Below are 26,417 nucleotides of genomic sequence, written 5' to 3'. Positions count from 1 at the left end.
GGCGCTCCTGTGGTTCCGGAGTTGCCGTCGCTGCGATGTGTCCCGATCGCCATGTAGAGGTTCGCAAACCTCGGGCTCGGATACAACCCCCTTCGGGGAGGAATTTTGGATTCTTCGGTGTCGCCTAGCTCACAGCCAGTACTTCTATGGAGTGAAGGGGGCTTGTGCGTTCGAGAAGAAGGAGGAACCCCCCTTCCAGTCACACAATCACACGCAGTGCCCGCCGTACGCCTGTGAAACTGACGCGACTCCTGTCTCCAAGATGGTCCCCGTCGACCTGGAACGGGGCCGCTTCCTCCGAAACCAAGGTGAAGTGTCTGACGTCGTGATAGGAGACGACGTGCTTCCCGGAGGGGCCGGCCGGAGGGGTGCCGTCGCTCGAAGGTGCGTACGACCGCAGGATCTGACGGACCGTTCGAGCCGTGCCGAACGCCGTCATCCGGGTGATGCCGAAGACGTCCAGATCCGTGTCGAAGGAGGCGAGCGGTGAGGGGTAGACCGGACGGTTGCCGAGGAAGGTCCACGGCGAGGTGTTGCTGACTATCGACAGGACCAGGCCCGAAACCCGCTCGCGGCCAGGCAGCTCAAGGGAGACCGGGCCGGAACGGCGCTGCTCACGCTGGGTGAAGTAGTGCCGCAGGGCCTGGCCGACGTACAGGGCGTGGGTGGACTTGCGCCCGGCCCGTCGCTGCTCCTCGACCCGGCCGACCACCCCGGCGTCGAAGCCGAGGCCGGCGGTGAAGGTGAACCAGCGGTCCGGCAGCCCCTCCGTCATCGCCTTGCCCAGCCCGATCGGCCGCTCCCGGCCGTGCTCCAGCGCGTCCAGCAGGGCACCGGTGGCCTCCACCGGGTCGTTGGGCAGGCCCAGCGCGCGGGCGAACACATTGGTCGAACCGCCCGGCACCACGGCCAGTCGCGGGACCTTCTCGCCCGGGCCGTGCGCCAGCAGCCCGTTCACCACCTCGTTGACGGTGCCGTCCCCGCCCAGCGCCACCACCAGGTCGACCGTGCCGTCCTCCGCCGCCTCGCGGGCCAGGTCGCGCGCGTGGCCCCGGTACTGGGTCTCGGCGACCTCCAGCTTGAGATCGCTGCGCAGGGCGTGGATCAGGACGTCCCTGGTCCGGCCACTGGTGGTGGTGGCCTTGTGGTTCACGACCAGGAGAGCGCGCATGGGGAAAGCCTACGGGTCGGTACGGACCAACCGGCGGCTACCCTGCTGGAGTGACCGCAGAAACCTCCGCCCCCGCACCCTCGGCCGGCTCCGGGCGCCCGGCCTCCCTGACGCTGGGCGCCGCCATCACCGCCCTGGAGGGCATCGCGCTGGCCCTCGTCGGCGTCTCGGACATGGTGTCCGCGCTGTCCGGCCAGGCCAAGCAGCTCGCCCTGAACGAGTTCGGCGGAGCGGTCATCGTGCTGCTCGGCGTGCTGCCGGTGCTGGCCGCCCGCGCGCTGCTCAGGGAGCGCCGCTGGGGCCGCAGCCCGGCCGTGCTGACCAACTCGATCTGCCTGCCGGTCGCCTACTACATGTTCGAGAGCGGCGGCGCGATGATCGCGGTTGGCGCGCTGGTCGGCGTGCTCGGCCTGGTGGGCATCGGCTGCCTGCTGAACCCGAAGTCGACGGCGGCCCTGTACGCCCCGTCCGAGGACTAGGGCACACAGGGCCGGGAGTCGTACGCGCGGCCGCCCGAACTGAGCGGCCGTCAGTCCTACTCCTCCACCAGGAGCTTCTCCCGCAGCTGCGCCAAGGTCCGGGCGAGCAGCCGGGACACGTGCATCTGGGAGATCCCCACCTCGGCGGCGATCTGCGACTGGGTCATGTTCCGGAAGAACCGCAGCACCAGGATCTTCTGTTCCCGGGGCGGCAGTTGGGCCAGCAGCGGCTTGAGCGACTCGCGGTACTCGACGCCCTCCAGCGCCTCGTCGGTGGCGCCCAGGGTGTCCGCGACGGCCGGCGACTCGTCGTCGCTGTCCGGCACGTCCAGGGACAGCGTGGAGTACGCGTTGGCGGACTCCAGGCCCTCCAGGACGTCCTCCTCGGAGATCCCCAGGTGCTCGGCCAGCTCGTGCACCGTGGGGGAGCGGCCGTGCCGCTGGGAGAGCTCGCTGGTCGCCGTGGTGAGCGACAGCCGCAGCTCCTGGAGCCTGCGCGGGACGCGCACCGCCCAGCCCTTGTCGCGGAAGTGCCGCTTGATCTCCCCGACGATGGTCGGCGTCGCGTAGGTGGAGAACTCGACCCCGCGCTCGTGGTCGAAGCGGTCCACCGACTTGATCAGGCCGATGGTGGCGACCTGGGTCAGGTCGTCCAGCGGCTCGCCCCGGTTGCGGAAGCGCCGGGCCAGGTGCTCGACCAGCGGGATGTGCATCCGCACCAGCTGGTTGCGCAGCTCGACCCGCTCCGGGGAGCCCTCGGGCAGCGCGGACAGCCGGACGAACAGCGCGCGGGCGGCCTCCCGGTCCGGGGCGCCGGTGCGGTGCGAGCCCTGGGTGGGGACGGTGCCGTGCAGCTCGGCCTCGCCCGCCGGGTCCGTCCCGTCCGCCGGGTCCGGCGGGGGCGCGGCGGCAGGCGTCGGCTCGGACGTCGGCTCGGTGGGGTGGCTCATCCGCTGGGCGTCCTTCGGGTGCGCTTCGTCGTTGGCGGCGAGGCCGGGAACGCTCGCCTGGGTCGGTACGGCAGGTCCCGCCGTCGCGAGGCCGGTACGGTCCAGATCACTCACGGCCATTCCCCCGTTCCGTTCCGGGAGCACCGGGGCCGACGGCCCCGGAATCGTCTCGTTGGTCGTACCGCGTGGGCGGCGGTACCGGGAGCCGTCCGTCGGGCCCCGGGGCGGGGATCGGCGGACGGCCCTTGCGCGGGTGCTGCTCGGTGCTGCTCGGTCGTGCGGTTCGGCTCGGCGCCCGGCTAGTGGACGGGAGAGCCGCCGCGCTTCTTGTGCAGGCTGATCGACACGGTTTTGTCCTCGGCGACCGAGGAGTCGACCTCGCCGGCCAGGGCGGAGAGCACCGTCCAGGCGAAGGTGTCCCGCTCGGGGGCCTTGCCGTCGGTGGTCGGGGCGGAGACGGTGACCTTCAGCGAGTCGCCGACCAGCCGGAACTCGCAGGACAGGACGGAGCCGGGCACCGCCTGCTGGAGCAGGATGGCGCAGGCCTCGTCGACCGCGATCCGCAGGTCCTCGATCTCGTCGAGTGTGAAGTCCAGCCGGGCCGCCAACCCGGCCGTCGCTGTTCGCAGGACGGAGAGGTAGGCCCCCGCTGCGGGCAGCCTGACCTCCACGAAGTCCTGAACACCGAGATCGCCGTCGATCTGGGACACCCTTGCCTCCTGGGTGACGCGCTGTGCCTTCTTTGGTACCCCGCTTGTTACCGCTTGCTGCCCCCGAAGGGGGGTCCGGCGCGGCGGATCCACCATCGCTCTGCCTTCCGCAACCCCGGTTCGGGAGTTACTCATGGTAAGGCATTGCGACGCAGGGTGGCAGACCCTTTCTCCGGACTCCGGAGAGCCGTTCAGCGCCGTCCGGCGTCGGCCAGCGCCTCGTCGGTGAGCCGGTACACCGTCCACTCGTCCATCGGCACCGCGCCGATGGACTTGTAGAAGTCGATCGAGGGCTGGTTCCAGTCCAGGACCGACCACTCGACCCGGGAGTAGCCGCGCTCGACGGCGATCCGGGCCAGTTCCAGCAGCAGCGCCTTGCCGTGGCCGCCGCCGCGGGACTGCGGGCGGACGTACAGGTCCTCCAGGTAGATCCCGTGGGTGCCGCGCCAGGTCGAGAAGTTGCGGAACCAGACCGCGAAGCCGACCGGCTCGCCGGTGGTGTCGTCCTCGGCGATCAGCCCGAACAGGGCCGGGTTCTCGCCGAAGAGGGCCTGGTGCAGCTGTTCCTCGGTGGCCTTCGCCTCGTGCAGTGCCTGCTCGTAGTCCGCGAGTTCGCGGATCATGGCGTGGATGACGGGGACGTCGGTGGCGACGGCGGTGCGGATCATGCCACTGAGCCTACTGCTCGGGACCGGTCTCGTCCCAGGCCTGGACGGAGGTCTGGTCGACGATCCGGCCGTCCCGCAGCCCGGCCATCGAGGACATCAGCACCCGGACGCCGTCCGGGTACCGGCAGGACTCCAGGAAGGCGACGTGGTCGCCCTGGACCACCACCTGTTCCAGCTTGTGGGTCATCTCGCGGCTGTAGATGTCGTCCAGCATGGCGCCGATCTCCTCCCGCCCGTGCATCACCAGGGGGTGGCTGGGCTGGGTCTTGCGATCGACCATGCGCAGTTCGGCGTCCTCCGCGTAGAGCGCGAGGAGGGTCTCGGCGTCGCGGCGCTCGATGCCCTGGCGCAGTGCGCGGGTGTCGAAGGCGGCGGGGGCCGCCGTGGTGGTCATGATCTCGCTCCTCCGGTCGGGTTCCGTCGGCTCGTACCTTGAGCGTACGCCCGGCCGCCCGGGGCCGGAGGAGCGAGAGCGGGGCCGGTCAGCGGGCCGGGACGGTGCGCAGGTACCCGGCCAGCGCGCCGATCGCGGCCGGGTTGCGCGGGCTCTCCACCAGGTCGACGTAGTCCATGACGAAGATCTGGTCGTTGCGGATCGCGGCGACGCCGGCCAGCGGCGGGAAGGACTTGAGGAACTTCCGCTTCTCCTCGGCGCCGGTGCTGCCGTAGTTGTTGATCACGATCACCTCGGGGTCGCGCTCCACCACGCTCTCCCAGCCGGCCGTGAGCCAGGTGTCGGTGAGGTCGCCCATGACGTTGGTCCCGCCGGCCTTGGCGATGATCTCGTTGGCGGCGGCGAACTTCCCGGCGGTGTACGGCTTGTCCTGCCCGCTGTCGTACAGGAAGACGGACGGGCGGCGCTCGGGCTGCGGGACGGCGGCGATCCGCGCCTTGAAGTCGGCGATCAGCTTGTCGGCGCGGTCCTTGACGTCGAAGACCTCGCCGAGGTTGGCCAGGTCGGTGTAGAGCGCCTCCAGCGGGTCCATCACGCCGCGCTCGGTGCCCTTGCCGCTGCGGCAGGACTCGCTGAGCACGTACGAGTCGATGCCGAGCGCCTTGAGGGTCTGCGGGGTGACGCCGCGGCCCTCGTCGAAGCCGTAGTGCCAGCCGGCGAAGACCAGGTCGGCCTTGGCGTCCAGGGCGATCTCCTTGGTGATGATCTGCTTGGAGAGCCACTTCGCCTGCTGGTAGCCGTCCTTCCAGGCGACCTGGTCGATCTTCCCCTTGTCGTCGGGCATCACGTAGCCGGCCATCCGGTCGGCGAGGCCCAGGGAGAGCATCAGTTCGGTGATGCCGACGTCGTTGGTCACCACCCGGGCGGGCTTCCGGTCGAAGGTGAGCTTCTCGCCGCAGTTGTCCACCGTCACCGGGTAGTGGGCGGAGGCGGTGGCGGTCTCCTTGGGGGCGATCTCGGCCCCGCAGGCGGTGAGTCCGAGGGTGAGCAGGGCGGTGGCGGCAACGGCCTTGGTGCGCACGGTGGTTCCTCTGGGCAGGGGGGCGGATCAGGCGGGGCGGTCGAGACGGTCGAACAGCAGCTGGAGGGCGCCGCTCTCCGGGTGCCGCACCGGGGTGGCCCGGACGCCGAACACCTCGGCCAGCAGGGCGGGTCGGAGCACCTCCTCGGGCGTGCCGGAGGCGACGATCCGGCCGGCCCGCAGCACGTACAGCAGGTCGCAGTGACCCGCGGCCAGGTTGAGGTCGTGCAGCGCGGTGAGCACCGTCGGGCCGGCCTCGCGGGCGAGCGCCAGCACCTCCAACTGGTGGGCGATGTCGAGGTGGTTGGTGGGTTCGTCCAGCACCAGCAGGCGCGGCTCCTGGACCAGGGCGCGGGCGAACAGCACCCGCTGCTTCTCGCCCCCGGACAGGCTCAGGAAGCCGCGCTCGGCCAGGTGTCCGGCCCGGACCTTGCGCAGCGCCTCGGCGCAGCGCTCGGCGTCCCCGTCGGTGGGGGCGCCGAAGCCGCGGCGGTGCGGCAGCCGGCCCATCGCGACCACCTCGGCGACGGTGAAGTCGAACTCGGCGGAGTGCTCCTGGGTCAGCGCGGCCACCCGGCGGGCCGCCTCGCGGGCGGTGAGGGCGTGCAGGTCGTCGCCGGCCAGCCGGACCGCGCCGCCGGCCGGCTTCAGCACCCGGTAGACGCAGCGCAGCAGCGTCGACTTGCCGCTGCCGTTCGGGCCGATGAGCCCGACCACCTGTCCGGCGGCGGCCGCCAGGCTCACCTCGTGGACCAGCCGGGTGCCGGCCAGCTCCACCGAGGCGGCGTCGACGGCGAGGTCCTGGGCGTGCGCGGCCACGGCGGCCGCCTCGGTCACGTCGGTCACCGGGTGCCTCCGAAGGACTGGCCGCGGCGCCGCATCATCAGCAGGAAGGCGGGCACGCCGAGCACCGCGGTGAACACCCCGACGGGCAGTTCGGCGGGCGCCAGCAGGGTGCGCGAGGCGATGTCCACCCAGACCAGCAGCAGGGCCCCGGCGAGCGGGGCGATCACCAGCACCCGGCGGTGCCCGGCGCCGACCAGCATCCGGGCCAGGTGCGGCATCAGCAGCCCGACGAAGCCGATCGCCCCGCTGACCGCGACCACGGTGCCGGTGACGGCGGCGGTCACCACGAACAGCTCGCGGCGCAGCCGGTCCGGGTCCACGCCGAGCGAGGCGGAGGTCTCGTCGCCCATCGCGAGCGCGTCCAGTCGTCCGGCGGCGCAGGCCAGGTAGGCGAGGCCGGCCAGGACGGTGACGGCGGCGATCGGCACCGAGCCCCAGGTGGCGCCGCCGAGGCTGCCGAGCAGCCACATCATGGCGTCCCGGGCGGCCTCGCCGCGGTCGGCGGCGAAGACCATCAGGGTGGTGGCGGCGGAGAACCCGTAGGACAGGGCGGTGCCGGTGAGCACCAGGCGCAGCGGGGTGAGCCCGAACGCGGTGCGGGCGGCGAGGTAGACCAGCGTCATGGCGGCCAGGGCGGAGCCGAAGGCGGAGGCGGAGATCGCCCACACGCCGAGCGAGGCGAAGGCGCCGAACAGCAGGACGGCGTTGGCGCCGACGGCCGCGCCGGAGGAGATGCCGAGGACGAAGGGGTCGGCCAGCGCGTTGCGCACCAGGGCCTGGACGGCGACGCCGCAGGCGGCCAGTCCGGCGCCGACCACGGCGGCCAGCACGGTGCGCGGCAGCCGGATCTCCCAGACGATCGCGTACGCGGCCGCCTCGTCCGCCTCCAGCCGACCGTCCGTCAGCCCGGCGCCCAGCAGCCGCAGCACCCGGGGCAGGCCGAGCCCGGAGGAGCCGAGGGCGACCCCGCAGACCAGCGAGAGCAGGAGGGCGGCGCCGAGGCCGGCGGCGAGCGGGACGACGGGTATGCGACGAGTGGGCGGGCCGACTGCCCGGTCTGCGGGTGCGCGGTTCACGGGTGCGCCTTGCCTCGGGCCGGGGTGCGCCGGGGCGGGCGCGGGCCGGGGCGTGCCGGGGCGCCGTTCCCCTCGCAGTCCACGGCGAGTTGTCGGGAGTTCGGCGGCCGAGGGCGATCGGGCTGGCGCGGCCGTACGGGCTGGTACGGGCCGTGCTCACCGTTGCGGGTCAGCGCCGGATTCACACCGGACTTCCCCCTCGGACGCCCTGGCAGCATAACAGCCACTCAGGGCAGGCAACCCTTACCGGCCGGGGATCGGGCGTGAACGCACGACCGCCCCCGTCCGGTGGTCCGGACGGGGGCGGTCGGGTGGCGACGCGTCAGGCTCAGGCCTGCTTGGTCTCCCAGAAGATCTTGTCGACCTCGGCGATCAGGTCCAGCAGGGCCTGGCCGGTGGCCGGGTCGGTGGACGCCTTGGCGGCCGAGGCGGCCTTCAGGGTGTCGTTGATCAGCTGGTGCAGCTGCGGGTACTTCTCGAAGTGCGGGGCCTTGAAGTAGTCGCTCCACAGCACCGAGATGTGGTGCTTGACGGCCTCGGCGCGCTGCTCCTTGATGATGATGGCGCGGGCGCGGAAGTGCGGGTCCTCGTTGGCCTGGTACTTCTCCTGGGTGGCCTTGACGGACTCGGCCTCGAGCTTGGCCTGCGCGGGGTCGTACACGCCGCAGGGCAGGTCGCAGTGGGCGTGGGCGGTGGCGCGCGGTGCAAACAGACGAGAGAACATGGGAGTCCTTCCTTAGATCGTCTTCCCGCGCCCGAGATTACCCTTCCGCCCTCCCGGTTTCGCGATCGGGCGGCGGGCCTAGGGCGAAAGACGGACCCGGAACCGGGGTATTCCGGACATCGGAGCGCTGACGGCCCGTACGGCAGACTGGGGGACGGGCGGAGCGGGAGGAGGAGTCGTGGCGCGGAGCACGCGACCGGAGGACGTCGGAGCCGGGGACCGGGGCGGAGTGCTGCCGTTCGGGCTGGTCGACGTGGCGGGGCCGTCGATGGTCCCGACCCTGCGCGAGGGCGACCGGCTGCTGGTCCGGTACGGCGCGCCGATCCGGCCGGGCGCGGTGGTGGTCTTCCGGCACCCGTTCCAGCAGGACCTGCTGGTGGTGAAGCGGGCCGCCGAGCGCCGGCCCAAGGGCTGGTGGCTGCTGTCCGACAACCGCCCGGTGGACAGCGACAGCCGCAGCTACGGCGCCGTCCCGGACGAGCTGGTGCTCGGCCGGGTGCTGCTGCGGCTGAGCCCGAGCCCGGCCTGGCTGGCGCCGGGGCGCCGGCTGGAGCGGCTGCTGCTCACCCCGCGGCTGGCCCGGGTGCCGGGCCTGGCCCGCCGGCTCGGCGCCTGGGTGGAGGAGGTCTGAGGCCCCGGGGCCCCGAACTCCCGGGGCCCCGAACTCCCCAGGCCCTGAGTTCGCGAGGGCCTGAGTTCGCGAGGGCCTAGGCCCGGGCCGCGGCCTCCGCCTCCTGGCGCTTGCGGGCCCGGTAGGCGGCCACGTTGGCGCGGGTCGCGCAGCGGTCCGAGCAGTAGCGGCGGGAGCGGTTGGTCGAGGTGTCCAGGTAGGCGTTGCGGCAGGGCGCGGCCTGGCAGATGCCGAGCCGGTCGGCGCCCAGCTCGGTCAGGTGGACGGCCAGGCCCATGCAGGCGACCGCGGTGTAGTGCGCGGTGGCGGTGGGGGAGTTGTCGGCCAGGTGCAGGTGCCAGCGCGGCCGCCCGGCGTCGTCCAGGAGGTCGTGCCCGGAGACCAGCGGGCTGACCGGGTACTCCATCAGCAGGCTGTTCAGCAGGTCGACGCCGCGGACCTCGTCGCCCTCGGCGGCGGCCTCGAAGACCCCGCGCAGCCTGGTCCGCACCGCCCGCAGCCGGGGCAGGTCGGACTCGTCGGCGAGGGCGGCGGCCCGCGAGGAGTCGGAGAACAGGCCGCGCACCGCCTCCACGGAGGTCAGCGTGTCGGTGCCGCGCTCGGGCTCCTCGGTGTTCACCAGCCGAACGGCGAGATCGGCGTAGGCGGCGAGCTCCACAGGGGTCCTTCCAGATTCGGTAACGGGCTGACTGCCTCCAGCCTATTACTCGTACGGCGTTCCAGCCTCCTTTCCCCGGTGGGAAAGGGGTCGGCGCCCGGCAGGACGGGTCTGCCGGGCGCCGACGGTACGGCCTAGAGCACCTTGGACAGGAAGGCCCTGGTGCGCTCGTGCTGCGGGTTGGTGAGCACCTCGCGGGGGTTGCCGGACTCGACCACCACGCCGCCGTCCATGAACACCAGGGCGTCGCCGACCTCGCGGGCGAAGCCCATCTCGTGGGTGACGACCACCATGGTCATGCCCTCCTCGGCGAGGCCGCGCATGACGTCGAGGACGTCGCCGACCAGCTCCGGGTCGAGCGCGGAGGTGGGCTCGTCGAAGAGCATCAGCTTGGGCTTCATGGCCAGCGCGCGGGCGATCGCCACGCGCTGCTGCTGGCCGCCGGAGAGCTGCGAGGGGTAGTTCCCGGCCTTGTCGGCCAGGCCGACCCGCTCCAGCAGGGCCATGCCGCGCTCGCGGGCGTCGGCCCTGCTCTCGCCCTTGACCTGGACCGGCGCCTCCATGACGTTCTCGATGGCGGTCATGTGCGGGAACAGGTTGAAGCGCTGGAAGACCATGCCGATGTCGCGCCGCTTGAGGGCGACCTCGCGGTCCTTGAGTTCGTGCAGCCGGTCGCCCTTCTGCCGGTAGCCGACCAGCTCGCCGTCCACCCAGAGGCGGCCGCCGTTGATCTTCTCCAGGTGGTTGATGCACCGCAGGAAGGTCGACTTGCCGGAGCCGGAGGGGCCGATCAGGCAGAACACCTCGCCCTGCTCGACCTCCAGGTCGATGCCCTTGAGCACCTCGACCGGGCCGTAGGACTTGTGCACGTTCTCGGCGCGGACCATGGGCTCGGTGGACGCCGCGGCGTCGGCGGGGGTCTTGCTCAGGTCGGTCATACGTGACCACCTCCCTCGAGCCCCGGGACGACGTCGGCGTTCGTCTTGGGGGCGGGCTTCCCGGCGAACAGGCCCCGCAGCCGCTGCAGCGGGGTGGGCGGCAGGGTGCGGTTGGAGCCCCGGGCGTAGTGGCGCTCGATGTAGTACTGGCCGATGGTCAGCACCGAGGTGAAGAACAGGTACCAGAGGCTGACCACGATCAGCAGCGGGATGTTCTGGTAGTTGCGGGAGTAGATGACCTGGCCGGCCCGGAAGATCTCCTCCAGGGAGATCACGGAGACCAGCGAGGTGGTCTTGAGCATCGAGATGGTCTCGTTGCCGGTCGGCGGGATGATCACCCGCATGGCCTGCGGCAGGACGATCCGGCGCATGGTCTGGAACCGGCTCATGCCGAGCGCGTGCGAGGCCTCGGACTGGCCCTCGTCGACCGACTGGATGCCGCCGCGGACGATCTCCGCCATGTAGGCGGCCTCGTTGAGGCCGAGGCCCAGCAGGGCGGCGACGAAGGTCGGGATCAGCACGTTGGTCTGCTCGGACCAGAACTCCGGCCCCCACGGCACGCCGATCGACAGCTTGGCCCAGATCAGGCCGAGGAAGTTCCAGAACACCAGCTGAACCAGGACCGGGGTGCCGCGGAAGATCCAGATGTAGACCCAGGCGACGCCGGCCAGCAGCGGGTTCGGGGAAAGGCGCATCACCGCGAGGACGATGCCGCCGACCACGCCCATGAGCATGGCGAGAACGGTCAGTTCCAGCGTCACCAGCAGGCCGTGCATGATGCTGTCGTGGAACAGGTACTGACCGACGATGTCCCACTTGAAAGCGGGGTTGGTGAAGAGGGCGCTCACGAGCATCGCCGCGAGTACGGCGATGACGACGGCGCCGGCCCAGCGTCCGGGGTGACGGACGGGGACGGCCCTGATGGTCTCGGGCCGCCCCTTCTCCGCCGTCCCCTTGTCCAAAGAGTTCACGGTGTGGCCTCGGGGGAGAAGTGAAGCGTACGAGGGTCAGGAGGCGCCGTTGACGACCGACTTTTCGATGGCGCCGGCCTCGACACCCCACTTGTTCAGGATCTGCTTGTAGGTGCCGTCGTCGATCAGCGACTGGACGGCGCCCTGGATGGCCGGGGTGAGCTTGGAGCCCTTGGCCAGGGCCACGCCGTAGGGGGCCACGCCGTAGGTCTCGCCGACTTTCTCCAGCTGGCCGCCGGACTGCTTGACCGCGTAGTCGACGACCTGGGAGTCGGCCATCAGCGCCTGGTCGCGGCCGGAGACCACGGCGTTGGTGACGTCCGTCTGGAGGTCGAACTTGTCGCCCCCGTTCTGGATGCCCGGCTTGCCGGCCTTGGCGCAGTCGGGGTCGCGGGTGTCCTTGATCTCGTCGGCCTGGGTGGTGCCGGTCTGGACGGCGACCTTCTTGCCGCAGAGGTCCTTCGGGTCGATCTTCTCCGGGTTGCCCTTCTTCACCGCGACGGCGCTGCCGGAGTTGAAGTAGGTGACCATGTCGACGATCTGCTCGCGCTCCTTGTTGTCCGTGAAGGACGACATGCCGAGCTGGAACTTGTTCGACTGGATGCCGGGGATGATCGCGGTGAAGCCGGAGTCCTGGACCTCGGCCTTCAGGCCGAGCTTGGCGGCGATGGCGTTGGCCAGGTCGACGTCCATGCCGATGACCTTGCCGCTGTCGTCCTTGAACTCGTCCGGCGCGTAGGAGGCGTCCGCGCCCACCACGAGCTTGCCGGCCGCCTTGACGTCATCCGGGACGAGCGAGGCCAGCTTGGGATCGGCCTTGACCTCGTTGACGGTCGCGGAGGCGTTGGGGGCGCCGCTGCCGTCGCTCTTGCTGCTGCTGCAGCCGGTCAGCACGAGGGAGACCGACGCGGCGACCACACCGGCTGCGAGGAGCCGGCTGCGCTGGGTACGGGTGGTCATGAGGGGGATCTCCATCCTGGGGGAGAGAGGTCGGGCGGAGCGCGCCGCGGGAGCGGCGCACCGGAACGGCGAGCCGCGCGGCTCGGTACGGGTGCGTGTCGCCGTACGTCGTCGTACGTGCAGGCCGGGTCGTGCAGTTGCCCGGGCGCGGGGGTGCCGCCCGGGGGTGTACGAGGTACTGCTTCCGCCACCCTCCGCCGAGGTGGACGTTGACCGGTCGGCCTCGACCAGTGGCCGGCTCGATCCGAGATGGGGGGAATCCTGCCATCTGATGACAGTCAGGTGGCCCTCATCCAGATCAAAATCGGATAACGAGGGGTCGCACTGTCCGCTATTCGGACTTATCCCGTGTCCCTGTCACTCTGCGCATAGGTATGCAGACCCGTCCGTGCCGTACCCGGGGGTCCGCCGCCCGCCGGTCAGATGCCCCCGTTGACCACCGCGTTCTGCGCCGCGCCGGCGCTCACGTTCCACTTGGCCAGGATCTTGTCGTACTCACCGCTGCGGATCAGCTGGTCGATCGCCTTGGCCAGCACGTCGCGCAGCTGCCCGTCGTCCTTGCGCAGCGCGATCCCGTACGGGTTGGAGGTGGACTGCCCGCCGGTCACCTCGAAGCGGGCGCCGCCGTCGGTGGTCTTCGCCGCGTAGGCGGCCACCGGGAAGTCGTTCAGGCCGGCCGCGGCCGCGCCGGAGGCGACCTCGGCCAGCGCCTTGGTGTCGGTGTCCAGCTTGTGGGGGACCAGCGCGGGACGGCCGGCCCGGGTGCAGACGGACACCTGGCGGGTGACGATCTCGTCCTGGGTGGTGCCCTGCTGGAGCGCGACGGTCTTGCCGCACAGGTCGTCCAGGCTCTTGATCGCCTTGGGGTTGCCCTTCGGGACGACGATCGAGGTGCCGGCGATGAAGTAGTCCACGAAGTCCACGCCGGGGCCGGCCTGCTTGCCGTTCTCGTCCAGGGCGTCACGGCGCTTGCGGGTGTCGCTGAGCGCCGACATCGCCACGTCGTACTGCTTGGCCTGGAGGTTCGGCACCAGCTTGTCGAAGGGGGTGTCGACGAACTCGACCCGTACGTCGAGGATCCGGCCCAGGGCGGCGGCGAGCTCCGGGTCGAGGCCGGTCGGGGTGCCGTCCGGGCCGCGGAACTCCACCGGGGCGTAGTTGACGTCCATGCCGACCCGCAGCACCCCGGCCGACCGCAGGGTCTTCGGCAGCTTGCCGCGCAGGTCCTTGACCGGATCCTCCGCGGCGGCCTGCCCGCCACTGCCGCAGCCGGTCAGCAACAGGGCTCCGGCGGTCGTCAGGGCGGCGGCGGCCGGGATCGGACGGCGGGCGAGGCGGGCGTGACGCATGAGGGCGGCTCCTGTGGGAGGGACGGGCGCCGCCACGGTGTCGCGCGGGTGTACGCGAAATGGCGGACAAGCGATCCTGCCATCCCGGCCTGCCGGGCCCGGCAGCGGGTGTGTCAGAATTCGGTACCGGGTGACCCCCGAACGCTCGAACCAGACCGACGAGCCCCGACAGGCTCGCGGTGCTCGGGAACGGAAGTCCTCACGCGGCTCCGTATCCGGGGCGCCGACTCCCTTCGGACCTGCGTTCACTCCTGCGGGTGCGGGTGCGCGTGCGCTCATGCCGCTGCCGCCGCCGGTGCCCTGCGCTGAGACGCCGGGCTTCCGTGACGCGACAGCTCGGCGATGAACCGTACGTGACGAGGACGAAAAGGCATAGGTGCGATGCCGTCGTCCGACCTACGCTCGGCCCGTAAGCACAACGCGGACAACAGAAGACCCAACAAAACCCTCATCCGAGGGCGCCGCCCGACGGCAGCGCCCCGACCCTGACCCCGGGTCCGCTTCGGCGTACCCGGTTTCCGGTTTCCGGCCGGGTCGTCCTCCCGTCGGCCGCGCGTCCTCGCCAGATCAATGACGAAGAGGTCATCGTGGCAGCGGAGATCATCAGCAGCACCCAGGACACCGACGATCCGGTCGACGCGGTTTTCGCGCTCCACCGCGGCGGCAAGATGGAGATCCGGGCGACCGTCCCGGTGCGCGACGCGGACGACCTGTCCCTCGCCTACACCCCCGGTGTCGCCCGGGTCTGCACGGCCATCGCCGAGCAGCCGGAACTGGTCAACGACTACACCTGGAAGTCCAACACCGTCGCGGTGGTCACCGACGGCACCGCGGTGCTGGGCCTCGGCGACATCGGCCCGCAGGCCTCGCTGCCCGTGATGGAGGGCAAGGCCATCCTGTTCAAGCAGTTCGGCGGCGTGGACGCGGTGCCGATCGCGCTCGCCTGCACCGAGGTCGACGAGATCGTCGAGACCGTGGTCCGGCTGGCGCCCTCCTTCGGCGGCGTCAACCTGGAGGACATCTCCGCGCCCCGCTGCTTCGAGATCGAGCGCCGGCTCCAGGAGGCCCTGGACATCCCGGTCTTCCACGACGACCAGCACGGCACCGCGATCGTCACCACCGCCGCCCTGTGGAACGCCGCCAAGGTGACCGGCCGTGAGATCGGCTCGCTGCGGGCCGTCATCTCCGGCGCCGGCGCGGCCGGCATCGCCATCGCCAAGATGCTGGTCGCGGCCGGCATCGGCGACGTGGCCGTCTGCGACCGCAAGGGCGTGGTGTACGAGGGCCGCGGCGATCTCACCGACGTCAAGGCCGAGATCGCCGCGCGGACCAACCGCACCGGCCTCAAGGGCTCGCTGGCCGACGCGATGGCCGGCGCCGACGTGTTCATCGGCGTCTCCGGCGGCACCGTGCCGGAGGAGGTCGTCGCGACCATGGCCGAGGGCGCGTTCGTCTTCGCGATGGCCAACCCCACCCCGGAGATCCACCCCGAGGTCGCGCACAAGTACGCCGCGGTGGTCGCCACCGGCCGCAGTGACTTCCCGAACCAGATCAACAACGTGCTGGCCTTCCCGGGCATCTTCGCGGGCGCCCTCCAGGTCCGCGCCTCCCGGATCACCGAGGGCATGAAGCTGGCCGCCGCCAAGGCGCTGGCCGGCGTCGTGGCCGACGAGCTGACGCCGCAGAAGGTCATCCCCTCCCCGTTCGACGAGCGGGTCGCGCCGGCGGTCACCAAGGCCGTCGCCGAGGCCGCCCGGGCGGAGGGCGTGGCGCGGATCTGACGATCCGACCGGACACCGCCGATCGGCCCGGGGCCGGGACACGCGTCACACGTTCGCGTGGTTCCCGGCCCCGGCCGTCGGGGCTATCGTCCGGGGCATGTTCGCTGCCTACGCCGCACGTATCGACGCCGCCGACCCGCTGAGCGGGCTGGAGCTGGGCGAGCTCCCCGAGCCGCAGGCCCGTCCCGGATGGAGCGTGGTCACGGTCCGGGCCGCCAGCCTCAACCACCACGACCTCTGGTCGTTGCGCGGGGTCGGCCTGCCCGCCGAGAAGCTGCCGATGATCCTCGGCTGCGACGCCGCCGGCGTCGACGAGCACGGCAACGAGGTGGTCGTGCACTCGGTGATCGGCCAGAGCGGCTACGGGGTCGGCCCGGACGAGCCGCGGTCCATCCTGACGGAGCGCTACCAGGGCACCTTCGCCCAGCGGGTGGCCGTACCCACCTGGAACCTGCTGCCCAAGCCCGCCGAGCTGAGCTTCGAGCAGGCCGCCTGCCTGCCCACCGCCTGGCTGACGGCGTACCGGATGCTGTTCACCAACGCCGGGGTCAAGCCCGGGGACACCGTCCTGGTGCAGGGCGCGGGCGGCGGGGTGGCGACCGCGCTGGTCGTCCTCGGCAAGGCGGCCGGCCTGCGGGTCTGGGTCACCGGGCGGGACGAGGCCAAGCGCGCCCGGGCGGTGGAGCTCGGCGCCGACGCGGCCTTCGAGAGCGGCGCCCGGCTGCCCGAGCGGGTGGACGCGGTCATGGAGACGGTCGGCGCCGCGACCTGGTCGCACTCGGTGAAGTCGCTGCGCCCGGGCGGCACCATCGTCATCTCCGGGGCCACCTCCGGCCCCAGCCCGAGCTCCGCCGAGCTGAACCGGATCTTCTTCCTGGAGCTCAAGGTGGTCGGCTCGACCATGGGCACCAAGGAGGAGCTGGCCGGGCTGCTCTCCTTCTGCGCCAACACCGGCGTCCGGCCGGTGATCGACTCGGTGCTGCCGCTGGCCGAGGCCAGGGACGGCTTCGCCCGGCTCGCCAAGGGTGACGTCTTCGGGAAGGTCGTCCTCAACCCCTGACCCGGGGCCCGCCCGACGGCGCCCTGACGCCCCGGCACATGTGGCGGCCCGGCACCTCCCGAAGGGGGCACCGGGCCGCCGTTCCGGACCGTCGGCGTCAGCCGAGCAGTCGCTTCAGCCGCTCGCCCGCGGCGCCCAGCACCGTACGGGCCTCGGCAAGCTTGTCCGCGCCCACCCCGCCGTCCCTGGCCGCGTCCCGCACCTGGTCGCGGAAGCGGTCGAGCAGCCGCTCCAGCTCACGGGCCGGATCCCCGGCCGGGCCGGTGTGGGCCCACGACGGCAGGTCGGCCGGGGTTCCGGGCTCGTTCTCGTCCTTGTCCAGGTCGATCCTGGTCACGTTGACCTTCTCGGCGGGCTCCGCGGCCGGCTCCTCCGGGCCGTGGCCCCAGCGGGCCGCGTCGGCCAGCCCGGCCAGGCCCTTGGTCAGCTCGGACAGGCCCTCGGCCAGCCCGGTCGGCCAGTCGCCCTTCGCGGCGTGCTCGCGCACCTGCTGCTCGACCCGGCGCTTGATCCGCAGCGCCTCCTGCTGCGCGGCGGTGCGCGAGGCCTTGGCCTGCTCGCGCAGCCGGCGGGCCTCCGCCTCGGCGGCCTTCGCCTTGGCCTTGGCGGCCTGCTCCTGCTCCCGGGCGCGCTTGGCCTGCTCCTTGGCCTGCTGCTTGAACTGGGCGAACTCCTCCTTGGCGCGCTGCCAGGACTCGTTGTCGCCCCAGGGCCCGGCCCACGGGTCGCCGTTCTCGGCGCGCTCCGGCCGGGGCGCCTGCTTGGCGGCGTTCCACAGCTCCTCGCGCAGGTCCTTGGCGCTGTCCCGGACGTCCTCGCGGATCGCCCCGGCGAGCTGCGCCACGGAGTCGTGGATCTCCAGCTCCAGCTCGTCCAACTCGCCCTGTCGGGCTTCGAGTTCGGCGCGTCCGGCGTCGGTCAGCCGGTAGACCTTGCGGCCGCCCTCGGTGCTGTGGGTGACCAGGCCCTCCTGCTCCAGCTTGGCCAGCCGCGGGTAGACCGTCCCGGCCGAGGGGGCGTACAGGCCCTGGAAGCGCTCCTCCAGCAGCCGGATCACCTCGTAGCCGTGCCGCGGGGCCTCGTCCAGCAGCTTCAGCAGGTACAGGCGGAGCCGACCGTGGCCGAACACAGGGGTCATCTCAAGCCTCCTTGGTGAGGTTCGGCGTGCCGGGGCCGGCCGGGAGTTCCTTGACCACCACCGGGCCCTCCTCCTCCGCGTCGGGGCGGCGCAGCACGGTGACCGCGCCGGAGACGGTGGTGACGTTGAGGTTGCCGCGGCCCTCGCCGAGTCGGCCGGAGATCTTCTTGGCGCCCCAGGTGCTGCTCATCTGGAGCTGCTCGAAGGTGCTGGAGACGTCGCCGCTGGTGGAGCCGGCCTCGACGGTGGCGTCGGCCGCGGAGGGGATCCGGACCACGACAGCGCCGCTGACGGTGTTGACCTTGACGTCGGTCTCGCCGGCCACGTCGAGGTCCAGGGTGACGGCGCCGGTGACGGTGTTGGCCTGGATCCGGTCGGCGGTGCCGGCGATCACGGTGAGCTGCCCGGAGACGGTGTTGACCTTGAGCCGGCCGCCGACGGCCTGGGCGTCGACGTCGCCGGTGACGGTGCTCGCGTCGATCCGGCCGGTCACCCCGGCGAGGGTGGTGTCGCCGTTGGCGCTCTGCACCGAGACGTGCCCGTCGATGCCGCTGACGGTGGCGTGGGCGGACACGGTGCCGACCTTGACCTCGACGTCGGCGGGGACGGTCACGGTGACGCCGGCGATCCGCTTGCGCTTGAAGGAGCCGAAGAAGTTCCGCACCGAGCCGACGGACTTGACCCAGTCGCCGAACTCGCCCCAGCTGTTGATGTCCTTGTAGGTGACGGTCAGGACGCCGTCCACCAGCGTCACGTGCAGCGGGTCGCCGACCAGCTCGGTGACCTCAAGACGGGCCGGGCCGTCGGCCGCCACCACGTTCACCGTGCCCTCGATGGTCCGCACGTGCAGCGCGCGCACCGACTCGTCGAAGGTGATCCTCTCGGTGCCCTCGACCGTCCACTGGCTCATCTCTGCCGCCTCCCGTTGGCGATCGCGATGTATCGCGTTCTCTTTTAAAGACGATATATCGCGTGCTGGCAGAGTCAAGCGCTCCGGCCCCCGTCCCGACCCCGATCCGTCCCGGATCCGTCCCCGAGGCCTCCCCTACGGGGACGGCGGAGCTCCGTGCCCGAACACGCGTGAGGCCCGGGAGGCGATCGCCTCCCGGGCCTCACGACGGCCGTCACCGGGTCACTCGTCGTCCTCGTCGTCGAGCCGCGCCAGCCAGGTGGCCAGCCGCTCGACCGGGACCTCGAAGTCCGGGTTGAGGTCGACGAACGTGCGCAGCTGCTCGGCCAGCCACCCGAGGGTGACCTCCTCCTCGCCGCGCCGGTTCTCCAGCTCCTCGATGCCTCGGTCGGTGAAGTACACGGTTCGCTCCGGTCCGGTGGGGATTGACCTGGTCAGGATAGGGCGTGCGCCCTGGTCGGGTCAGCTCGCCCGCCAGGTGCTGACGGTGACCTTGGCGGCCCCGGAGGTCGGGTCGGCCTGCTCGATCGCCACGATGGCGATGTTGCGGGTGACCCGGTCCCGGACGCAGAGCAGCCGGCCGGGCGCGACCCGGTTGTACGAGAGGTCGGTGTCCGGCCGGGAGTCGATCGCGGCGGCGCACTGCTCGGCGGTGACGGACGGCTCGGTGATCACCGCGAAGTCCGACTTGTTGTCGCCGTAGCTGGCGAAGGCGTTGGCCTTGCTGCCGCTGCTGTTGTTGGTGACCCCGAAGCCCCACTTGAGGTCGGTGGAGCGGGGCACCACGGTGCCCGAGTCCAGGTCGATCCGGTAGGCGTCGGAGGAGTAGTCGGCGCTGGGGATCGCCAGCGACTTCTTGTCCAGCATCGGGGAGTAACCGGTGGGCCGGGCCGGGGCCGAGACGGTGCTCTGGCCGGGCTTGGGGGTCGAGGCCGTCACCGGGTCGGTGGAGGCGGAGGCGCTGGGGGAGGAGGCCGGCTTGGTCGGATCAGGGCCCTGGGTGACGGTGACCGCCGGGGCCGGCTTGGCGCCCGACGCCTTGCCGTCGTCCAGCTTCTTCATCAGCACCACGCCGCCCGCGGTGCCGCCGACCGCCATCACCAGGGCGACGGTGAGCAGCACCTTCCAGGACACCCCGCCCTTGCGCCCGGGCTCCGGCGCCGGGGTTGGGGCGGGCGCCGGGTCGGCGGTCAGTGCCGGGCCGGGCGGCGGGGTGTCGTAGGACGGCGGCTCCGACTGGAGCCGGACGGTCGGCGGGGTGGGCAGCACCGGCGCGGTCGGCGACTCGGTGGGCGGCTGCGGGGCACCGTACGAGCCGACCGGCGGCGGCGTGAAGCCGTGCGGGGGCGTCGGCGGCTGCTGCGGCGGGTGCACCGCGGTGGCCGGGTGGGTCGGCGCGCCGGGCGGCGGCGGGGGAGTGGCCGGCATCGCGGGCGGCGGGGTGGCGGGCGCGGCCGGCAGCGGGGTGGGCGGGGCCAGAAGGAATTGTTGCTGCGGCAGGTCCGAGCGGCGGGTGATCTCGGTGTTGACCTCGCGCGGCAGCCAGTCGTCGCCGAACCGCAGCTGGCCGCCGACCTCCGGGTGGTTGCGGGCGACCCGGATGATCTCGGCGGGCGTGGGACGGTCCTCCGGGGACTTCGCCAGGCAGCGCTGGATCAGCTCGCGCAGGTCCGCCGGAACGGCGGTGAGGTCCGCGTCCTCGTGCACCACCCGGTAGAGCACCGCGGTGTCCGGGCCGTCGCCGAACGGCGCGGTGCCGCCGGCCACGTACGCGGCCAGGGCGCCGAGCGCGAAGACGTCGGTGGCCGGGGTGACCGGGCGGCCCTGGGCCTGCTCGGGGGACATGAAGGCGGGGGAGCCGATCCGGTAGCCGGTGCCGGTCAGCGCGGTGGCGTCGGCGGCCCGGGCGATGCCGAAGTCGATCACCCGCGGGCCGTCCCCGGCGACCAGCACGTTGGCGGGCTTGAGGTCGCGGTGGACCACCTCGACGCTGTGGATCGCCTGGAGGGCCTCGGCGATGCCGCCCATCAGCAGCAGCACGGTGCGCACCGGGAGCGCGCCGTTCTCGCGCACCACCTGCTGGAGGGACGGGCCGGGGACGTACGCGGTGACCAGCCAGGGGGCGTCGCCGTCCAGTCCGCCGGAGTCGATCACCTGCGCGGTGTAGAGCCCGTGGATGCGCTGGGCGTTGCTGACCTCCTGGGCGAAGCGGCGGCGGAACTCGCCGTCCTCGGCGAACTCCGGGCGCACCACCTTGAGCGCGACCGGGCGCCCGCCCGGGGTGTACGACAGGTAGACCCGGCCCATGCCGCCGGCGCCCAGCCGGGCGAACAGCCGGTAGCCGCCGACCTCCCGCGGGTCGTCCGGGAGGAGCGGCTGGAAGACCGGTGGGAGCTTTCCGGCGTCCCGAGGCGTGTCGGCGGTCATGTGGTGGTCCCCCTGGGAGAGCGGTGAGGCGGTACGGCCGTGGCGGTCGGGCGCGCGGACGGGCGCCGGGGCCGCCGGACGGCGAGGCATAACCTACCGACCCGTCAGGAGCTCGCGCACCGCGGTTCCGCTTTGGTTGCAGAGCTGGGACCAAAAGGTCGGTGCGCACGGACCCCTGACGGGCACGCGGGAACGCCCGACCGGCGCGCGGGAACGCCCGCGGCCCCGCCCTCCGGTGGGAGGACGGGGCCGCGGGCGTGGAGAGTGCGGGCTTCAGCGCGTCAGAGCGCGAAGACCTCCTCGACCAGGGCCTGCTGCTCGGCGGCGTGCCGCTTGGCCGAGCCGACCGCCGGGGACGAGGCCGCGGTGCGGGCGACGCGGCGCAGACGGGCGTCGCCGCCGCTGCGGCCGATGACGACCTGCAGGTGGTCGACCAGGTTCATCGCGATGAACGGCCAGGCACCCTGGTTGGCCGGCTCCTCCTGCGCCCAGACGAACTGGACGTCGTCGCCGTAGCGGGCCAGTTCCTCCTGGAGCTCGGCCACCGGCAGCGGGTAGAGCCGCTCGACCCGGACGATCGCGGTGTCGGTGACGCCGCGCTCGGTGCGGGCCGCCTCCAGGTCGTAGTAGAACTTGCCGGCGGTGATGACCACCTTGCGGACCTGCGCCGGGTCGACGGTGTTGTCGCCGATGACCGGGCGGAACGAGCCGGACAGGAACTCCTCGGTCGCACTCGCCGCGGCCTTCAGACGCAGCATCGACTTCGGGGTGAAGACGACCAGCGGCTTGTGGTGCGGGTTGTGCGCCTGCCAGCGCAGCAGGTGGAAGTAGTTCGACGGCAGGGTCGGCATGGCGACCGTCATGTTGTTCTGCGCGCACAGCTGGAGGAAGCGCTCCGGGCGGGCGGACGAGTGGTCCGGGCCCTGGCCCTCGTAGCCGTGCGGCAGCAGCAGGGTGACGCCGGAGTGCTGGCCCCACTTCTGCTCGGCGGAGGCGATGTACTCGTCCACCACGGTCTGCGCGCCGTTGACGAAGTCGCCGAACTGCGCCTCCCACATGACCAGCGAGTTCGGGCGGGTCAGCGAGTAGCCGTACTCGAAGCCCATGGCCGCGTACTCCGACAGCAGGCTGTCGTAGACGGTGTAGCGGGCCTGGTCCTCGGTGAGGTACTGCAGCGGGGTGTAGTCCTCGCCGGTCTTGCGGTCGATCAGGACGGCGTGCCGCTGGCCGAAGGTGCCGCGGCGGCTGTCCTGGCCGGCCAGGCGGACCGGGTGGCCCTCCATCAGCAGCGAGCCGATGGCGAGGGTCTCGCCCATCGCCCAGTCGATGGTGTTGTCCTCGACCGAGGCGGCGCGGCGCTGCAGCTGCGGCATCAGGCGCGGGTGGACGGTCAGCCAGTCCGGCAGGTTGACCTGCGAGGCGGCGATCCGCTTGACCATCTCCTGGGAGATGCCGGTCCGGATGGAGACCGGGAAGTCGGCGACCGGCTTGCCGGCGGTGGTGGCGGCCGGCGCCTGGGCCGCGTCGCGGACCTCGGCGAAGACCTTCTCCAGCTGGCCCTGGAAGTCCTGGAGCGCCTGCTCCGCCTCTTCCATGGTGATGTCGCCGCGACCGATCAGGCCCTCGGTGTACAGCTTGCGCACCGAGCGCTTCTTGTCGATCAGGTCGTACATCAGCGGCTGGGTGAACGACGGGTTGTCGGCCTCGTTGTGACCGCGGCGGCGGTAGCAGATGAGGTCGATCACGACGTCCTTGTGGAACGCCTGGCGGAACTCGAAGGCGAGCCGCGCGACGCGGACCACGGCCTCCGGGTCGTCGCCGTTCACGTGGAAGATCGGGGCCTCGATCATCCGCGCCACGTCGGTGGAGTACATCGAGGAGCGGCTGCTGGCCGGGGCGGCGGTGAAGCCGACCTGGTTGTTGACCACCATGTGCACGGTGCCGCCGGTGCGGTAGCCGCGCAGCTGCGACATGTTCAGGGTCTCCGCGACGACGCCCTGGCCGGCGAAGGCCGCGTCACCGTGGATCTGGATCGGCAGCACCGGGAAGGTGGTGCCGCCCTGGTCCAGGATGTCCTGCTTGGCGCGGGCGATGCCCTCGACGACCGGGTCCACGGCCTCCAGGTGGGAGGGGTTCGCGGCGAGCGAGACCTTGATGGTCTCGCCGTCCAGGCCGGTGAAGGTGCCCTCGGAGCCGAGGTGGTACTTGACGTCGCCGGAGCCGTGCATCGACTTCGGGTCGAGGTTGCCCTCGAACTCGCCGAAGATCTTGCCGTACGGCTTGCCGACGATGTTGGCCAGCACGTTCAGGCGGCCGCGGTGGGCCATGCCGATGACGGCCTCGTCGAGGCGGTGCTCGGCGGCGGCGTCGATGGTGGCGTCCAGCAGCGGGATGAGCGACTCGCCGCCCTCCAGCGAGAAGCGCTTCTGCCCGACGTACTTGGTCTGCAGGAAGGTCTCGAAGGCCTCGGCCGAGTTCAGGCGGCGGAGGATCCGCAGCTGCTCCTCGCGCTCCGGCTTGGTGTACGGCTTCTCCAGGCGCTCCTGCAGCCACTGGCGCTGCTTCGGGTCCTGGATGTGCATGTACTCGACGCCGACGGTGCGGCAGTACGTGTTGCGCAGCAGGCCGAGGATGTCGCGGAGCTTCATCATCTTCTGGCCGCCGAAGCCGCCGACCGCGAACTCGCGCTCCAGGTCCCACAGGGTGAGGCCGTGGGTGGTGACGTCGAGGTCGGGGTGCTTGCGCTGCTTGTACTCCAGCGGGTCGGTGTCGGCCATCAGGTGGCCGCGGACCCGGTAGGAGTGGATCAGCTCCATGACGCGGGCGGTCTTGTTGACCTCGTCGTCGTGGGTGGTGGCGACGTCGGTGGCCCAGCGGACCGGCTCGTACGGGATCCGCAGCGACTCGAAGATCTCGTCGTAGAAGCCCTTCTCGCCGAGCAGCAGGCGGTGGATCTCGCGCAGGAACTCGCCGGACGCCGCGCCCTGGATGACGCGGTGGTCGTAGGTCGAGGTCAGCGTCATGATCTTGGAGACGCCCAGGCGGGCCAGGGTCTCCGGGGCGGAGCCCTGGAACTCGGCCGGGTACTCCATGGCGCCGACGCCGACGATGGTGCCCTGGTTCTGCATCAGGCGCGGCACGGAGTGCACGGTGCCGATGCCGCCGGGGTTGGTCAGCGAGACCGTGACGCCGGTGAAGTCGTCCATGGTCAGCTTGTTGGCGCGGGCCCGGCGGACGATGTCCTCGTAGGCCTGCCAGAAGCCGAAGAAGTCGAGCGTCTCGGCCTTCTTGATGGCCGCGACGACCAGCTGGCGGTCGCCGTTCGGCTTGACCAGGTCGATGGCCAGGCCGAGGTTGACGTGCTCCGGCTTGACCAGGAAGGCCTTGCCGTCCTCCACCTTGTAGCTGTGGTTCATGCCCGGGGCGGCCTTGATGGCCTGGACCAGGGCGTAACCGATCAGGTGGGTGAAGGAGACCTTGCCGCCGCGGGCGCGCTGCAGGTGGTTGTTGATGACGATGCGGTTGTCGATCAACAGCTTCGCCGGGACGGCGCGGACCGAGGTCGCGGTCGGCACCTCCAGCGAGGCGTCCATGTTGGTGGCGACGGCCTTCGCCGGGCCGCGCAGCTGGATCAGCTCGGGGCCGGTGGCGGCGGCGGGCGCGGCCGGCGCCGGGGCGGCGGCCTTGGGGGCCGGCGGCGCGGCGGGCGCGGCGGCGAGCGGAGCCGGGGCGGCGGCCGGGGCCGGGGCGGCCGGAGCAGCCGGGGCGGCGGGCGCGGCCGGAGCAGCAGCAGCGGCGGGCGCGGGGGCAGCGGCAGGGGTCGGCGCGGGGCCGGCCTGGGTCGCGGCCTGGGTCACTGGGGTCACCTCGGTACCGGGCTTGTAGTCGGCGAAAAAGTCCCACCAGGCTCGGTCGACCGAGTTCGGGTCCTGGAGGTACTGCTGGTAGATCTCGTCGACGAGCCACTCATTGGGGCCGAAGCCAGTGGAGCTTGCCGAGCTGTTGGGGGTTTCAGGGGACTGTGGCGACACGGCGGCAACCGCCCTCTTCCGCTTCCTTTTGGGATGTTTGGACAGCGGGGATTAAGGCTACGCCCCTGACCAGTGATCGCGCAGTCCCCGGGGCCCAGGCGTCGCCCAGATCACAGTGTTGACCTGCACTTTGGCTGAAAAAGTGCGTTAGGAAGCCGCATCTGGGGGGAAGCGATCGGCGCCGAACAGGGTCTATATCCGGACCAAACCGGACAAAAACTCGGTCGAATCCTTTAACGATCTTCGTATGCGTCTGTGTCGGATCTGTGACAAATGTCCCGACCGTCACCCTGGCGCTGCCCCGGAAGCCGGACCTCGATCCGGCAGCCGCGCGGGGACTCGGCCACCGCGATCCGCCCGCCGTGCAGGTCCACCGCCCAGCGGGCGATGGCCAGGCCCAGCCCGGTGCCGCCGTCCGCGCCCGGCCCGGCGGCGGTGGCGGTGCCGCTGCGGCCGAACCGCTCGAAGACCCGGGTGCGGTCGGCCGGCGGGATGCCGGGACCCTCGTCCTCGACCTCCAGCAGCAGGCCGCCCGGCTCGCCCTCCGGTCTCGCCCGCACCGTCACGGTGCCGCCGGGCGGGGAGTGCTTGCAGGCGTTGTCGACCAGGTTGGCGACCACCTGGTGCAGCCGTTCGGGGTCCGCCACGCCGGTCAGGCCGGTCGGGCTGACCTCCAGGGCCAGCCGGACGTCCCCGCGCCGGGAGAAGGCGCCGCCGGCCGTCGCGCCGTCCACGGTGACCCCGCGCAGCACGCCGTCCAGGAACTCGCGCACCTCGAAGGGGCGGGCGTCCAGGTCGACCACGCCGTCGTCGATCTTGGAGAGGTCGAGCAGGTGGGTGACCAGCCGGCCGAGCCGCTCGGTCTGCTCCAGCGCCGCCTCCAGGGTGGCCGGATTGGGCTGGACGACGCCGTCCACCACGTTCTCCAGGACGGCGCGCAGCGCGGCGATCGGCGTGCGCAGCTCGTGCGAGACGTTGGCGACCAGCTCGCGGCGGTGCCGGTCGGCGGCCTGGAGGTCGGCGGCCATGGCGTTGAAGGCGGCCGCCAGCTCGCCGATCTCGTCGCGTGAGCTCGCCTCGACCCGGCGGCTGTAGTCGCCGGAGGCCATCGCGCGGGCGGCGGCCGTCATCTCGCGCAGGGGGGCGGTCAGCCCGTGCGCGAGGAACTGCATGAAGAGCAGCGAGGCGATCATGGAGAAGACCACGATGATCCGGATCTGGGTCTCGGACCGGATCGCCACGACCACCATCCCGGTGGCCAGGAACACGGAGACGATCACGAGCAGGGCGAGTTTGCCCTTGATCGAGCGGACCGGGTCGAGCGGCCGGATGTCGGCCCAGACCCGGCGGGCGGCGCGGGCGGCCAGGTTCTGCTGCCGCGTGCCGTCGGATTCCCCGTTGCGTTGCTGTGGAAAGGTCATTGTCCCCTGTGGTCCCGCGTTGTCCCCCGCGTGGTGGCACGGC

At 71.8% G+C, this 26,417-nt stretch carries 24 protein-coding genes and 1 riboswitch; of the genes, 4 read left to right on the top strand and 20 right to left on the bottom strand.

Going from position 1 to position 26,417, the window contains the following annotated elements:
• Window positions 1–199 precede the first annotated feature (199 nt).
• Complete coding sequence (locus ACGF13_RS13615) at window positions 200–1,171, bottom strand: diacylglycerol/lipid kinase family protein (protein ID WP_392873266.1); 972 nt, start codon at window positions 1,169–1,171, stop codon at window positions 200–202.
• A gap of 50 nt (window positions 1,172–1,221) precedes the next feature.
• Between ACGF13_RS13615 and ACGF13_RS13610 the strand changes: the two genes are divergently transcribed.
• Window positions 1,222–1,650 (top strand): hypothetical protein, encoded by a 429-nt coding sequence (locus ACGF13_RS13610; RefSeq protein ID WP_392873264.1) that lies wholly within the window; start codon window positions 1,222–1,224, stop codon window positions 1,648–1,650.
• Window positions 1,651–1,706: 56 nt separating this feature from the next.
• Here the strand turns inward: ACGF13_RS13610 and ACGF13_RS13605 are convergent, their stop codons facing one another.
• From ACGF13_RS13605 to sodN, 8 genes are all read right to left on the bottom strand, one after another.
• Window positions 1,707–2,720, bottom strand: a complete 1,014-nt coding sequence (locus ACGF13_RS13605; RefSeq protein ID WP_392873261.1) for an RNA polymerase sigma factor SigF — start codon at window positions 2,718–2,720, stop codon at window positions 1,707–1,709.
• A gap of 179 nt (window positions 2,721–2,899) precedes the next feature.
• A complete protein-coding gene (locus tag ACGF13_RS13600) occupies window positions 2,900–3,310 on the bottom strand; it encodes an anti-sigma regulatory factor (protein WP_392873258.1) in 411 nt (136 codons plus the stop codon).
• Window positions 3,311–3,501: 191 nt separating this feature from the next.
• Window positions 3,502–3,978, bottom strand: a complete 477-nt coding sequence (locus ACGF13_RS13595) for a GNAT family N-acetyltransferase (RefSeq protein WP_392873255.1) — start codon at window positions 3,976–3,978, stop codon at window positions 3,502–3,504.
• A gap of 10 nt (window positions 3,979–3,988) precedes the next feature.
• Window positions 3,989–4,372, bottom strand: a complete 384-nt coding sequence (locus ACGF13_RS13590) for a nuclear transport factor 2 family protein (protein ID WP_392873252.1) — start codon at window positions 4,370–4,372, stop codon at window positions 3,989–3,991.
• Window positions 4,373–4,460: 88 nt separating this feature from the next.
• Window positions 4,461–5,453, bottom strand: coding sequence for an ABC transporter substrate-binding protein (locus ACGF13_RS13585; protein ID WP_392873249.1), 993 nt, complete (start codon window positions 5,451–5,453; stop codon window positions 4,461–4,463).
• 27 nt (window positions 5,454–5,480) lie between these two features.
• Window positions 5,481–6,290, bottom strand: a complete 810-nt coding sequence (locus tag ACGF13_RS13580) for an ABC transporter ATP-binding protein (RefSeq protein ID WP_392874225.1) — start codon at window positions 6,288–6,290, stop codon at window positions 5,481–5,483.
• 5 nt (window positions 6,291–6,295) lie between these two features.
• Window positions 6,296–7,375, bottom strand: coding sequence for a FecCD family ABC transporter permease (locus ACGF13_RS13575; protein ID WP_392873246.1), 1,080 nt, complete (start codon window positions 7,373–7,375; stop codon window positions 6,296–6,298).
• Between the two features lie 90 nt (window positions 7,376–7,465).
• Window positions 7,466–7,615, bottom strand: a riboswitch (cobalamin riboswitch).
• An 88-nt stretch (window positions 7,616–7,703) separates the two neighbouring features.
• Complete coding sequence (gene sodN / locus ACGF13_RS13570) at window positions 7,704–8,099, bottom strand: superoxide dismutase, Ni (RefSeq protein WP_045699892.1); 396 nt, start codon at window positions 8,097–8,099, stop codon at window positions 7,704–7,706.
• 268 nt (window positions 8,100–8,367) lie between these two features.
• Here sodN and sodX point away from each other — a divergent pair, with 268 nt between their 5' ends.
• Window positions 8,368–8,730 carry a nickel-type superoxide dismutase maturation protease gene (sodX, locus tag ACGF13_RS13565; protein WP_392874222.1) on the top strand — a complete coding sequence of 121 codons (363 nt, stop codon included), beginning with the start codon at window positions 8,368–8,370 and terminating at the stop codon, window positions 8,728–8,730.
• A gap of 76 nt (window positions 8,731–8,806) precedes the next feature.
• Here the strand turns inward: sodX and ACGF13_RS13560 are convergent, their stop codons facing one another.
• From ACGF13_RS13560 to ACGF13_RS13540, 5 genes are all read right to left on the bottom strand, one after another.
• Entirely contained in the window at window positions 8,807–9,388 is a 582-nt protein-coding gene (locus ACGF13_RS13560) for a CGNR zinc finger domain-containing protein (RefSeq protein WP_392873243.1), read from the bottom strand.
• Between the two features lie 134 nt (window positions 9,389–9,522).
• A complete protein-coding gene (locus ACGF13_RS13555; RefSeq protein WP_392874219.1) occupies window positions 9,523–10,275 on the bottom strand; it encodes an amino acid ABC transporter ATP-binding protein in 753 nt (250 codons plus the stop codon).
• 47 nt (window positions 10,276–10,322) lie between these two features.
• Window positions 10,323–11,297: an amino acid ABC transporter permease gene (locus ACGF13_RS13550; RefSeq protein WP_392873240.1), complete on the bottom strand. Its 975-nt coding sequence runs from the start codon at window positions 11,295–11,297 to the stop codon at window positions 10,323–10,325.
• A 36-nt stretch (window positions 11,298–11,333) separates the two neighbouring features.
• Window positions 11,334–12,257: an ABC transporter substrate-binding protein gene (locus ACGF13_RS13545; RefSeq protein WP_392873237.1), complete on the bottom strand. Its 924-nt coding sequence runs from the start codon at window positions 12,255–12,257 to the stop codon at window positions 11,334–11,336.
• A 419-nt stretch (window positions 12,258–12,676) separates the two neighbouring features.
• Window positions 12,677–13,606: an ABC transporter substrate-binding protein gene (locus ACGF13_RS13540; protein WP_392873234.1), complete on the bottom strand. Its 930-nt coding sequence runs from the start codon at window positions 13,604–13,606 to the stop codon at window positions 12,677–12,679.
• A 587-nt stretch (window positions 13,607–14,193) separates the two neighbouring features.
• On the opposite strand from ACGF13_RS13540, the gene ACGF13_RS13535 reads away from it, so the two are divergent.
• Together ACGF13_RS13535 and ACGF13_RS13530 are read left to right on the top strand one after the other, a co-directional pair.
• Window positions 14,194–15,387 carry an NADP-dependent malic enzyme gene (locus ACGF13_RS13535; RefSeq protein WP_392873231.1) on the top strand — a complete coding sequence of 398 codons (1,194 nt, stop codon included), beginning with the start codon at window positions 14,194–14,196 and terminating at the stop codon, window positions 15,385–15,387.
• Window positions 15,388–15,484: 97 nt separating this feature from the next.
• A complete protein-coding gene (locus ACGF13_RS13530) occupies window positions 15,485–16,447 on the top strand; it encodes a zinc-binding dehydrogenase (protein WP_392873228.1) in 963 nt (320 codons plus the stop codon).
• 97 nt (window positions 16,448–16,544) lie between these two features.
• Here the strand turns inward: ACGF13_RS13530 and ACGF13_RS13525 are convergent, their stop codons facing one another.
• The 6 genes from ACGF13_RS13525 to ACGF13_RS13500 form a co-directional block, all read right to left on the bottom strand.
• Window positions 16,545–17,585, bottom strand: coding sequence for a PadR family transcriptional regulator (locus ACGF13_RS13525; RefSeq protein WP_392873225.1), 1,041 nt, complete (start codon window positions 17,583–17,585; stop codon window positions 16,545–16,547).
• A gap of 1 nt (window position 17,586) precedes the next feature.
• Window positions 17,587–18,495: a DUF4097 domain-containing protein gene (locus tag ACGF13_RS13520; RefSeq protein WP_392873222.1), complete on the bottom strand. Its 909-nt coding sequence runs from the start codon at window positions 18,493–18,495 to the stop codon at window positions 17,587–17,589.
• A gap of 222 nt (window positions 18,496–18,717) precedes the next feature.
• Window positions 18,718–18,897 (bottom strand): DUF6104 family protein, encoded by a 180-nt coding sequence (locus tag ACGF13_RS13515; RefSeq protein WP_049649445.1) that lies wholly within the window; start codon window positions 18,895–18,897, stop codon window positions 18,718–18,720.
• A 60-nt stretch (window positions 18,898–18,957) separates the two neighbouring features.
• Window positions 18,958–20,922 carry a serine/threonine-protein kinase gene (locus ACGF13_RS13510; RefSeq protein ID WP_392873219.1) on the bottom strand — a complete coding sequence of 655 codons (1,965 nt, stop codon included), beginning with the start codon at window positions 20,920–20,922 and terminating at the stop codon, window positions 18,958–18,960.
• Between the two features lie 281 nt (window positions 20,923–21,203).
• Window positions 21,204–24,953: a multifunctional oxoglutarate decarboxylase/oxoglutarate dehydrogenase thiamine pyrophosphate-binding subunit/dihydrolipoyllysine-residue succinyltransferase subunit gene (locus tag ACGF13_RS13505; RefSeq protein ID WP_392873216.1), complete on the bottom strand. Its 3,750-nt coding sequence runs from the start codon at window positions 24,951–24,953 to the stop codon at window positions 21,204–21,206.
• Window positions 24,954–25,186: 233 nt separating this feature from the next.
• Complete coding sequence (locus ACGF13_RS13500; RefSeq protein WP_392873213.1) at window positions 25,187–26,374, bottom strand: sensor histidine kinase; 1,188 nt, start codon at window positions 26,372–26,374, stop codon at window positions 25,187–25,189.
• Window positions 26,375–26,417 lie beyond the last annotated feature (43 nt).

The sequence above is a fragment of the Kitasatospora sp. NPDC048286 genome, assembly GCF_043201735.1.
Lineage (GTDB): Bacteria > Actinomycetota > Actinomycetes > Streptomycetales > Streptomycetaceae > Kitasatospora.
Note: the sequence above shows the minus strand (reverse complement) of the source record. Positions and strands in the feature narration are given on the sequence as shown.